The sequence below is a fragment of the Tolypothrix sp. VBCCA 56010 genome (assembly GCF_050875635.1).
Classification (GTDB): Bacteria; Cyanobacteriota; Cyanobacteriia; order Cyanobacteriales; family Nostocaceae; genus Hassallia.
The window spans coordinates 10,616-22,932 of the sequence record NZ_JBPAOH010000014.1; the positions used below are offsets into that span (position 1 = coordinate 10,616).

Here is a 12,317-nt window from a genome sequence, read left to right on the forward strand (position 1 = left end):
GCAAAGACACGAAGTACACAAAGGAAGAAGAGAAAGAAGATAGGTAATCTTGTAGCGGGAAGAAAGTAGTCATGTGCTAACTTGCGATCGCCTTTCTAAAAGAGAATTCATCACTACCTCTGGCCATGAATGAGCGATAGGAGTTTGATCGGCGAGTCGCTGAACCCACACCACTTCTTGTTGCCCTACCTGCAACTTCTGCATCTGACCATCTGGCTGCTCTCGGAAGAACTCGAAGCTGAATATAGCTCCACACGTAAATACCGATTGTACAGAGAGAATAACACGAATGCGATCGAAAGGCATTGCCTCTCGTAAATAGTCCATTCGGCTGTACAAGCAAATCATTTCGCCCTGCGGCTCAGAAACTCGCAAGTATTCAGGTGCTATGGAGTACAAGAAAAGGTCTCGAACTCGCCCCTGCCAAATAAAGTAGTTTCCGTAGTAGACGTTGCCCACTAAGTTCGATTCTTCAAGCGTAGTCTGAAAGGTCTCGGTTCGCAGTACCTTGCCACCACTAGGTCCTGGAGGAGTATCGTATACTACCTGACCTAATTCTAGTTGTGAAAGGCTGGCGGGTAGCGGTGATAGGTTAAGCGTGGCAGGGTTCTTAAGGTCGAGGGTAGCTGGTTTCTTGGCAGAAAATTGATTAAGGTACTCTTCAAGGTATTGCGGAAATGACCTGGGAGAGGGAACGCCATAGCTAACCAGACGCACCCAAGTTGCTTTTACCTCGCCTAGCGCTAACCGCTCCAGAGAATTGTCTGGCAGCACTTTGCAAAACTCAATATAAGTGTCAAAGGAGGAGCCAACAACATTTCCCATCCAGCATCGAGCCTGAATGATGTCGTAGGATGTGGCTTCTCCCAAAACCCGGAGACTAACTGCATTAGTCACCATTCCCCATTCGTTGCGGAAATCCGATAGCAAGTGTGGGGCAATACTCTCCATCGGGAGTTCGCGAATCTTTCCTATCCAGGAGATGTATTGAGAAAAGGACACGCGACGACTGATGCTGGCACTGTCCTTGAAAGAAACTTGAAAACGCTGTTCGTAAACTGGTTGCCCTTGCGGTCCATCGTCGGTGTAGCGTACTCTGTGGTTGTGTGCGAGACTTTGAGCGACCTCGTTATCGAAGAGGACAAGGGGATGGGGAGACAAGGAGACTTGGGGAATTGTCTCCCCATTTCCAAGTCGTGCGGCAACGCCCAAAGGTTTAACACCCCCACCACCTTTTGGTGGACTTAAATCAGATGGCGATTCAAACCCCACCTGATTTCTCCCCTTGTCTCCTTGTCCCCTTGTCCCCTTGTCTCTTTCTTCAATAGAGGTCTGACGCTCCAATAGTACGTTCTTCGGCTGCTCGGATACGATCACAGCCACCATCCGCTCTGAACCGCGTGTCAGCTTGATAGGTAGGGTAAGAACGAAGTAAGTACCTGGTAATGTCTGTGTCCGCAAAAGCACTGCATCTGATTGTTGCTTTTCAACCACAAACTGTGGATCTGAGTCATTGAATGCCTTCCTGACGGCTTCCAATGCCGACCAGATACGAGTCGCAGCGCGATCGCGTGGTTCGCCTCCTCGTACCAAATCTTCTACTACTGAGTTACGAGACATACTAAGAAGCGCACTCCAGTTATCCGCAGGGCGATGGGCAATCGGTTCGATGTCACACCCTTGGGGAGTTGAGCCGACGACACACAGGCAGTAGCGATCGTCGTGGGACAACGATAAGTTGAGTTCAGCTGCTATAGCTCCTGAAAACATCGGTTTTCCCGATGGTAGAGTCTCAATTTCAAACACGAGATCCTCTTGTGAGGGTAACGCTAGCTGCGCCTGTAATGCACGGGCAACGATCGGGCGCTGCTGCTGGCGCCGTTGCTCCCGATTCTTGCCTTGCAGGTTAGGTATTCCCAGAGCGACGGCTGGCTGGCTCAACCCCAAAGCCTTGCAGGTGGTCTGCAAAACATGGCGGAGGTAACTCTCATCGCGTGCTTCTGGTTTTGCCAGCTCGACTGCCGTCGGGTTCTCCGGATGTTCTTCGAGAATGCGTAGCCGATAGCCGGTCAACCGCTCCACCACGTATCCCTGCTTTGAAGTGGCGATCGCCTCACCAATATACTCGCGATCTTCTCGCTGTTGGAGCAGTGCGGTGACCACCCTAGAGCCACAATCCGAACTTGGGCTGCGGAACAATTCAATCTTTTCGATGTATATCGGCAAGCAGGTATCTTGCGGAACGGTCAGTTGCATCGACTGGAGCAGAACATCTCTAAAGTAAGGATCTCCTAGCACGAGGTCGCTGCCAAGCCCGGACGCAAAGTCCGAACTTAATTCAGTAGCTGCTTGTGCGTAGGATTGGAATACACACTTATTTTCAGCAAGTGTGAAAAGTGACTCGATCCTTTGAAAGCGCGGACCTTGGAAGAGCAGATTTCCGTAGAGATCCGTCTTGGGATCTATATCAAGCGCTTCACCCAGTTCAGGTGCTGCTACTTCTCCCACCACTAACTCACCTAAAACTATAGTCGCTGCAAAGTGGTCAGCGGCAAAACCAGTTTGTTCAGTGCGAATGCCGACTTTAACTCGTCTTTCTCCTTGGGCATTCATCTCCATCACTTCGGCATGTATCTCGATTTCCACTCCTTTGATCGGATCGACGACTACTGGGCGATCTAAAGATATATCCTCAATCCGCACAATAGACGGCTGTTGCTCGCCAGTAACATAGGCAGTGGCTTGTGCCATTGCCTCTAGACCAAAAACTGTTGGGAATAGGTAAGAGCCGCGATACACATGTTCCTGCACGTAGAGGTCTGCTGCCAAAGTCACACGAGTACGAACCTGGAGTTCCACTCCCGGCTCACAGTAGCACACCTGTTGTACGAAACGCAATCCAGTAGCCGATGGTAGGGTGATGGGCGACCAAGTATCTAATCCTCCCAACCGCGCGGCTACCACCACTTGCTTTGCGCCCGGATCGCCTGAAAACAGTTGTAGGAAGCGACGGACACCTTCTTCGACCGGGATAGCTTTAATTCCCATCTGAGCCAAGTTTTTTACACTGCCCATACGGGCTGCCATGCCAACGTCGTCCCACACACTGTAAGCGATCGCTTGCACAGCCATTTCTGGGCGATCGCTGGCAAAACGGCGAAGCATCAGGTCTAGTAACTCGTTAGAAAATGCGTACCAGGCATTTCCAGGCATTCCAGTTACGCCAATGATTGAAGTAAACCCAATAAACAGCCGTGGGGGAGCCGGTGCCAAAGCTTGGAAGAGATTGTATGCTCCCAGTAGCTTCGGCGACACCTCAGCCACGGCATCTTCAACACTCACTTGTTCAATGCGACGTGGCTTGTTGATTCCTGCACCATGCACCACGGCGGTGATTGACCCAAGTTCAGCCGTGACTGTGGCGACTAGCTCTGCAACTGCACAAGAGTCAGTAATGTTGCAAGAGTAATAGCGACAGGTCAGACCTGCATTTTGGAAACGCTCAAGGGTGCGTGCTACCTCGTTGTCGTTGCCACAAGGCGAACTACCAACTAAGGCGAGTTGTGCCCCCGTAGTGCGGGCAACAGCCAGCGCACACTCAGCGGTAATTCCTTTGGCACCGCCGATGACTAAAATCACATCCTGTGCTGACCAGGTTAGCGATCGCCGCCGATATGCGATCGGCTGTTGAAGGCGAGCTTGAGGCTCCAAGCGCACTCCTTCAGCACTGTAGCCAACTGTAGTACATGGCTTCGTTCCTGATAACTCGCAAACAATCACAGATGCAGCACGAACAGGCTCAATCGTATCACAGAGATCGATAACGCGGACACGAATATCTGGTTGCTCGTGGTGCAGGCTGCGTGCAAAAGCAGCTGCACAACACATTTCTGGCACTATTTTTCTAGTTTGACCGAAGTCACCACCGCCAAACTGCACGTATGCCACACAAGATTTCCGATTAGATCCAGCCTCTGTCTTTGGTAGGGTAGCTATGCTCAAAAGCCGTGCCACTATCTGGGATAGAGGTATGGGCGCATTTGTATTTGCAGAAATCGTTTGTGGTAGTACAGCAATTTTGTGGGAGAAACTATCTGTAAACCCGCGTTGCAGTAGCGTACTGTAACTAACTGTCTTAACGTCTGCACCAACTGATAATAGCTGCTCGCGTAATGCTTTCACCACTTCATCCTGTTCGCTATCCGCTACAATCAGAACATTCGCACTTTGCCAATCTTCTTGCTTGCGTTGCGGAGCCTCTTTGGGTACGTACTCGATAGAAAAGTTACGCACCCAGTTGGAAGTGCTGTCAATCTTGCTACCAGAAGTGGGTGTAGATATAGAAGATTCCGAATATACCTCTTGGGCTTCGTTGATTGCTGTAGCTATATCTGCAATTGTTGCATTCGCAAACTGGGAAGAATCAAGCTTACCTTCCACTCCAACCTGCTTGGCGGCGGTGGCTACTAAATCTGCTGCTTTAATCGAGTCGAGGTTCAAATCGTCCAGCAGTCTAGAATCCGGGGAGACTGTATCTAATGGATATCCAGTGCGTTTTGCCACTAGCTCCGATAGTAGTTCCACCTGGGTGACTGTTTTGCCGTTCATTGACGGCATCATTGTAGAAGTCAGTAACGTAGGAGCAGGATTTGGTTTGGCTGGCGCTACTGCTCGGAATAAGGCGGGGTCTAGGGTTAAACCAGTGGTCGAAATAAAAGGGCGTTCGCAGGGATTCTCTATGAACAAACGCTTTGTTGCTGGCAGGAAAGGACGGACGAGCCGACCATTATAAAGTGCAGTCCAGTTGACCTCTACTCCATGAACGAAAGTAGATGCAAGTACCGCGTTCAGATCGCGATCGCAGTTTGGCTGCGAGGCAATAGGAAGGCAAGCATTCTCCTGACCGAGTATGTCCTTTACCAACCCGGAGAGCACACTGCCTGGACCGACCTCAATCATCAGATCGCACGCTTGCTGCATTTGCTCTACAAGGCGAACAAAGTCTACCTGGGCAAGCATTTGAGAAGAGAAATGCTGCCGCAAGTTGATTCCACTCACAACGGCAGCACCATGCATACTAGAGATGATTTGTAAATCAGTTTTACCCAGCACTTGGGGCACGTACTCGCTCTGACTAATCTGCTCTGCTGCTGCCGTCATTTGCCGAGAATGGAAAGCGTTGGAAACCCGTAGCCGCTTCGCAGTCATTCCCTGCTCAGTTGCCAACTTCATCACTTCCAGAACTGCCTGCTCTTCCCCAGAGACAACAATCTGACGTGGGCTATTAATGTTAGCAACTACTACGTAACCGGACGCGCGATTAACCAGCGTCTCTGCTTGTTGTCTTGTACAGGCGAGACTCACCATAGCCCCAGGCTGTGCGGCTGATGCCATCATTGCCCGCCCTCTTTGTGTAGCTAACTTCAAAAGGTTGGCTTCATCGAAGGCTCCAGCCAAGTGAAACGCAGTTAGTTCGCCCAGGCTATGCCCTCCCACCACTGAGGGTTGAATACCTAGATTTGCAAGGTAGCGTGCGTAGAGTATTGATGCTAAACAAATGGCTGGTTGTGCTACCTGAGTCTCGGCGAGTGTGCGCTGCCACCTGTCAACCTCTGAATCAGATGCCTGGTCTAGTGGGCGGAAGATTGTAGAGGAAATAGGTTCTCCACCTGAGAGTGAAATCCACTGGTCTGCTTGAGCCACGATTTCCCTTGCCCAAGCGTACCGCTCGACCAACACTCTTGCCATTAAGAGTTGCTGGGAGCCTTGACCGGGCATCAAGAATCCCAGGCGGTTCTTCTGAACGCGGTTGCCAACCCAGATGTCTCGCTGTTGATTCGTCCTCACTTCTCCCTCTGTGGGAGGATTCTTTTGTAGAAGTGCTGCTAGTGCCACAAGGCGATCGCTAAGTGTATCCGGTGTACCAGCCACCACTGCCGCGCGTACAGGTGCATCAGAAATTTCCTGACCTAAATGTGCTGCCAGGTCTACGAGGTCGCCCAAGCTCAACTGCTCGGCTATTTCTATGAGTGCTTGTACTTTGTTCAAAAGCTCCAAGACAGATACTGCACCAAACACGAAAACTTCACTCGCTTGATTGGAGACGAGAAGCGCACGTTCCTCCAAAGCTGGTGCTAGCGATCGCGAAGGCGCATCGCCAGATTCTATAGTGACGTGGCAATTGATACCGCCAAATCCCATAGCGGATACCCCGACGCGCAGTGTTTTGGTCGGTTCCTCAATTTTTCCCAGCAGAATTGGGTATAAAACTCGTGCAGTAGTATCAAAGCTCTGGTTCGGCTGCGTGCAGCCAGCAGTGGGAGGCAAAACGCGCCGATTAGCTGCGATCGCCGCTTTAATAAAAGCCCCGACACCAGCAGCTGCTTTAGTATGCCCGATAATGGATTTTAATGAGGTAATTCCGCAGGTTTTCTCAGCTGCTGTGTCTGTCTGGAGCGCCGCTGCCAGTGCCTCCAACTCGGTCTTGTCGCCCACTGGGGTGCCAGTTCCATGACCTTCGACAAAATCCAGTGTGTGGGGACTGTACCCAGCCCGGATATAGGCACGTCGAATGGCAATGGTCTGCCCTTGAGCGCTGGGTGCGGTGATTCCTCCCTTACCATCTGAGGAAATTCCCCAGCCCCGGATGACTGCGTAGACGGTGTTGCCTGCGATACGTGCATCTGATAGTCTTTTCAGCACTACAAACCCACAACCCTCACCGGGCAAGAAGCCACTGGCGCGGCGATCGTAAACATGCATGTCGCCTTTAGTCAGAGCGCCAGTCTTGGCAAAACCAATCAGTTCAAAGGTGTCTAAACTGATATCGACACCTCCTGCCAGGGCCATGTCCAAATCTTTGTTAGCCAGGTAGTTTGCTGCGGTAGATATTGCTATTAGCGATGAGGAGCAGGCTCCATCCACAGTGTAGCCACCACCGTGAAAGTCAAAGTAGTTGCAAATTCGACCAGCAATGGTGTTGGACAGACCACCAGCAAGTGTATCTTCAGTAGTTGGTGGGAAGACTGACTTATAGAATTCCTCCATCGTTGTCACAAGTTCTTCCTTCTGACTTGCTGAGAGTCCCCTAACACTGGCAGCGGCAAGAAGCGATCGCCGCACGAAGGGCCAGCGCAACCGCATCGAGTTGGAACGGGTCCACTCGCCGGTAAGGGTATTGCCCAGAATAACCCCTGTGCGATCGTGCCCCCCCGATCGCGTGTAACCCGCGTCCTCCAGCGCCGCAGCAGCTACGTCCAGTGCCAGCCATTGGGCGATATCTGTACACATGTATGTACGTTGCGGAATACGCTTCTTAGCCCAGTCAAACACAAAACCATCAATCAGAGCTGCACGCTGGCCGTATGTCTTGTCCACTGCTTCTGGATCTGAGTCATAGTAATCCTCAAGTGGGAACCGGACATTTGGTATCCGGCGAAACTCGCGACGCCGTGCCAAAATATTTTCCCAAAGCTGTTGAGGTCCTTGAGATCCTGGATACCAACAACCTATACCAACGACTGCAATTGGGTCATGTAACTCACTTACCATCTGGCGCTGCGAACTTTGCGAAATATTGTCAGCAGGTTGCTCATTGATAGTCATTTTCGACACCTTTAATCTGGTACTGCGGTTTAGCCCGGTATTAAATAGCTCTTAAATTCGCTCGCAGTGAGAACTCTAGGATTCTAAAGGTAGCTCAGTTACGTTCTCGATCCACGGCTGCAATTTAGCCTGGTATTGATAGCTTTTGAACTCTTGATGCATATTTTTTACTTGACTGTTCGCAGGAACACCTCTGGTTTTGTACCAGTAGATCAACTCGCCCACAGCAGCTAAAACCGATAGTGTCAACATTCTCAAAAAGTAGTAGAGATGTTGCAAAGCCAGCACGCCAGCAAGACCAAAGCCTTTCCACTGGAACATCACATACCACAAGGCAATGTAAAAGTAGCCGTGCTTCATCCCTGCAAAGACATTGCAACGCTTCGGCTCAAATTTTGAGTTCTCCAAAAAGTTATCGAAGTGTTTGAGCGTGTAATAACCTCCAATCAACTGATCCGCTCGGTAGCAGTCCATTAGCCCAATGTTGGCACCACGATCTACCAGTTGGTTGAATTGTTTGCACAAATCAGCGAAGATTCCATCTACATTGCTGTTGGCAATTTTTACGTACCTGCGGATAAATGTTGGGTCTAAATGCCATTTGCCAATGAACATGGGCACATGCACGCTGAACCACCACATATACTCAAAGTAGATGCGCCAGCTCATGACGCTTGCATGACCCAGTTGCTTGTCATGACCACGGTAAAGGCAGTTGACAGTTCGTGCGTATGTAAGGTTGAAGTTGTTATACGCAGACCGCTTCTTCTCGACGTCTGCCTCGCCTGCCAGCTTGGCTCGGATAATTTCTGTTACACTCTCAACGGCAAACGCGATCGTGGTCGTCCCATAGGAGTAAAAGGCATCGAAGATGTAGGCTGCATCGCCAATCACGTACCAATTATCGGGGGAGAACATGGTTTTACTGGTGTGGGCGACTCGCGATCGATAATGAAAGTCTATGTTCTCTCCACTAGTGACAAGCTTATAGAGAAGTTTGTGATTAGCCTTCAAGAACTCATAAAACTTGTCTAAGGTATTGATGCGCTCAGAGGGGATAACATCATGATGGTGCATTATGCCTACTGAGAGTTCCATTGATTCTTGATCGGTGGGAATCATCCACAACCAGTGACCTTGCCCAAACCAATGATTAGTGGCGTAGTAGTGGCTGCTGGATGCTCCGGTCGGATCGTACCCTTCGTGAAAGATGTTGCGATCGACGTTTTTCACCCACACCCATGCTGTACCGTTGTTTAGCCCGAGGAGGTTTTCTGAACCAAAGAGGAGATTGTCAGTCTTGCGCCCAATGATGAACTTACTGCCAGATGCATCAACGACATGTTTAGCCGTCAGCTCTATATCTTCACTACCAATTTTGATTTTGACAGTCTTGAGAGCGTCCTTTGGGGTTAGAGCGACATCGACTACACGACCTTTATAAAAAACTGCCCCCATCTCCTTATTCATCTTGAGCAGATCCTGCTCTAGTTTGGCTCGATTGAGGTGAAACGAAGCAATGGGGGTCTGTCGATTAGACCAGACGTGATAGTAATCGTCGAGAGTTTCGGTTATGGCTGGATTTTTAGACCAGTGGAAGTTTAGCCCAGACTTAGGTGGGTGGTTTTCAATTAAGTAATCATGGAGGCCCAACTCTTTGCAGAGAAAAAGAGCAGCAACTTCGACCATTGACTCGCCAAGTTTCATGTCTTTCTCCGTCCGATCTTCAGAACGGGGGTCGATTAAAGCGACCTTAATATTTGGGATGTTGAGCATGAGGTGTCGGGCTTGGCAGTTGCCTGCAAATCCCGCGCCCATGATGACGACATCATAATCTTGCAGGTTTGTGCTATACATTAGCTTCTCTTAGTTACTTCATTTAATTAGAGTTAAGAGCTTCCACAGATTAAACAAGATTTTTTAATACTACATATATCTTAACTTAAGTTGCGGGTTATGAAGTTGATATTTATCGCAATTTGGCGATCGCATACAACACGCATAGCGCCACAGGACTCTAAGTTTAATTGAGTACTTAAGTATTAAATGATTTCGTGTTTCCAAAATTACTTTTTTTGAAAAATTTATTGAAGTAAAAGCACAAATAAATATTTATAAATTAAGTAAAAAAGGTGACTTTTAGCTAGTAACAACAAGTTTTGCGATCGTTGTGATGGCACACCTGGCAGCTTTAAAGACTAGCATGCCATCTTTTAGCGGTGGTAGTGGCGGTGAAATGTATTATTGTCAGGGTTTTACACGCTGCCCCGTGAAAGTGAATGTCCCCACTTCCGGGGCATCATCTACGAGGGGATTTGCGTCTAGATCGAAATTTTTAATTGTTACTGTTCCTTGCACTGTTTGAGCTTTCGGATCAAACGTCGCACGAAAATCAGTTTTACTAATGGTGCTGGGTACCGTCGCTGTTGGGTAATTGAAGTTAAGTGTCGTGCCAGTAACCTCTCTATCTGAGCTACACTTCCAACTACCGTGTACAAGACCATAGAGTGGTCTGAGCGAATCGCTGCCTTGGATCGGGACAACTTGATTTGAAGCACTGAAAAAAAAGTTGCCATCTTGGGTGTATGTTGTAATCGCACGAAACGGACCGAGGTCACCAGAGTTTGTCGTGAGGTACGTGCCTGTCACAAATTTGCGACAATCGGTTATGGGTCGAGCTGAGACTTTGTGCAGATTCACGAAGAAAGTAGTTGTGAGTGCCAACAGTACACAAATAGTTAACGTAACAAAAGTATTACGAGTTTTCATTCTCAAATACCCGTTTAAAAGTACATAAATATATTAACTGGAAAGTTAACTTTATAACTAAGTCAAATCAATAACAACTATCAGTAGGTGATTGACAACATAATTCACTGTTTGTTCTGTGCTTGAGAGAAAAACCTTAACCTCCCAGGCAGCTTGATAAAGGGAATCCTACAATCCACGATCAAGTTATTGATGAAGCGGAAATGTCATCAATTCATGAGCCTGGATTGTCTGCACCTAGTTCCATAAGTGCCGATTTCCTGCTCGTTTTATAATAAATATTGCAACATCGCTCAAAAAAGTACGGAATTCGAGTACGCAAACGCTCTGGGTAAGTGTTAAAAAATACGAATGCACTGACGGGCATTACTTCCAAGTACCCATCAGTGATAAGTTAAGAAAACTGCACGTTTGTCAAGGAGGGTAGAGAATGCATGTGATAAATTGAGCTTTGGGACTGGCTTTCGGAGAGTTTTGACCACACCGAAATTTTGATTTTCAAAGAGTAACTATAAGGTAGGTTTTTTCTGATAAACAAGTATGAAAAATTATAGTTTACTGATTGCTTGAGGATTTACCCCGTATAAATAAAGCGTAATATTTACGGAAGAAGCAAACATGAAATATCAGCTATTATTCAAACCAAAACGACAGGGGGCGATTGTTTTATTAGTTGCTGCGGTAGCAACAGGTGCAATTACAACTTATGTTATGTTAAATTTCCGAGCCACTACTCGCACCGCAACAACATCCTCAGTTAGTCAAACTCCTGTTGACGCTGTTGCGGCTTTAGGGTACTTGGAACCGAAAGGAGAAGTAATTCATCTATCTGCCCCTGCTTTCCTTGAAGGTGCAAGAGTTGACCAACTGCTTGTGAAACGAGGAGACAGAGTTAAAAAAGGGCAAGTCGTGGCGATTCTGGATAGTCGCGATCGCCTAGTCGCTGCCCTCCAACAAGCTCAACAGCAAGTTAGAGCATCTCAAGCGCGTTTAGAGCAAGTCAAAGCCGGAGCTAAAGCGGCTTCGATTTTGGCTCAGGATGCCAAATTCCAAGGCACCAAAGCTGAGTTAGAAGGGCAAATTAATACTCAACGAGCAACTATTGCTAACTTAGAGGCTCAGTTACAAGGAGAAAAAAGTGCCCAAAAAGCGACCGTTGCCCGGAGCTATGCTGAATTACGCAATGCCCAAGCTGACTGTCAGCGCTATCAGTCGTTGTATCAAAACGGAGCCGTTTCCACTCAAACTCGTGATAGCAGCTGCCTCAAACAAGAAACCAATCGAGAACTGCTTCTTGAAGCTCAAGCTAATCTTAACCGAATTGTTACCAGTAGAGGCAAACAGATCCAAGAGGCAAAAGCAAACCTCAACCGGACAATCGCTACCCAAGAAAGACAGATCCAATCCGAGGGAGCGACGCTTAAGGCAGTTGCAGAGGTCCGTCCTGTGGATGTACAAGTTGCTCAAACAGACCTCGGAAATGCCCAAGCCGGTGTCAAACGGGCTGAGGCAGAGTTAGCTTTGGCTTATGTGCGATCGCCTACAGTCGGTCAAATTCTGAAAATTCATACCCGACCAGGTGAACTTGTTAGCAATCAAGGAATTGCCGATCTAGGTCAGACAGATCAGATGTATGTAAGAGCAGAAGTTTATGAAACAGATATCAGTCGCGTCAGGATCGGTCAACGAGCGACCATCAAAACTGATGGAGTAATTAGAGAATTGCAAGGAACAGTAGATGAGATTGGTTTGCAGATTGGAAAAAAAGATGTCTTAGGTACTGACCCCACCGCAGATGCTGATGTCAGGGTAGTGGAGGTTAAAATTCGTCTAGATGCAAAAGACACTCAGCAAGTAGCCGGTTTAACTAATTTACAGGTGGATGTGGTCATTACAACAGATTTGAGTTAACTATACAAGCGTTCTTGGTGACGATAGAAGAT

Annotated in this window: 4 protein-coding genes; 1 reads left to right on the forward strand and 3 read right to left on the reverse strand. The window is 48.3% G+C overall.

What is annotated here, in order from left to right:
- Positions 1 to 69 precede the first annotated feature (69 nt).
- The 3 genes from AABK37_RS07120 to AABK37_RS07130 form a co-directional block, all read right to left on the reverse strand.
- Positions 70 to 7,605, reverse strand: a complete 7,536-nt coding sequence (locus AABK37_RS07120) for an SDR family NAD(P)-dependent oxidoreductase (RefSeq protein WP_432550888.1) — start codon at positions 7,603 to 7,605, stop codon at positions 70 to 72.
- A gap of 75 nt (positions 7,606 to 7,680) precedes the next feature.
- Complete coding sequence (locus AABK37_RS07125) at positions 7,681 to 9,462, reverse strand: NAD(P)/FAD-dependent oxidoreductase (protein WP_432550889.1); 1,782 nt, start codon at positions 9,460 to 9,462, stop codon at positions 7,681 to 7,683.
- Positions 9,463 to 9,852: 390 nt separating this feature from the next.
- Complete coding sequence (locus AABK37_RS07130) at positions 9,853 to 10,374, reverse strand: hypothetical protein (RefSeq protein WP_432550890.1); 522 nt, start codon at positions 10,372 to 10,374, stop codon at positions 9,853 to 9,855.
- Positions 10,375 to 10,992: 618 nt separating this feature from the next.
- On the opposite strand from AABK37_RS07130, the gene AABK37_RS07135 reads away from it, so the two are divergent.
- The gene (locus tag AABK37_RS07135) at positions 10,993 to 12,285 is read left to right on the forward strand and encodes an HlyD family efflux transporter periplasmic adaptor subunit (RefSeq protein ID WP_432550891.1); all 1,293 of its coding nucleotides are present in this window, start codon (positions 10,993 to 10,995) and stop codon (positions 12,283 to 12,285) included.
- The last annotated feature ends 32 nt before the right edge of the window (positions 12,286 to 12,317 follow it).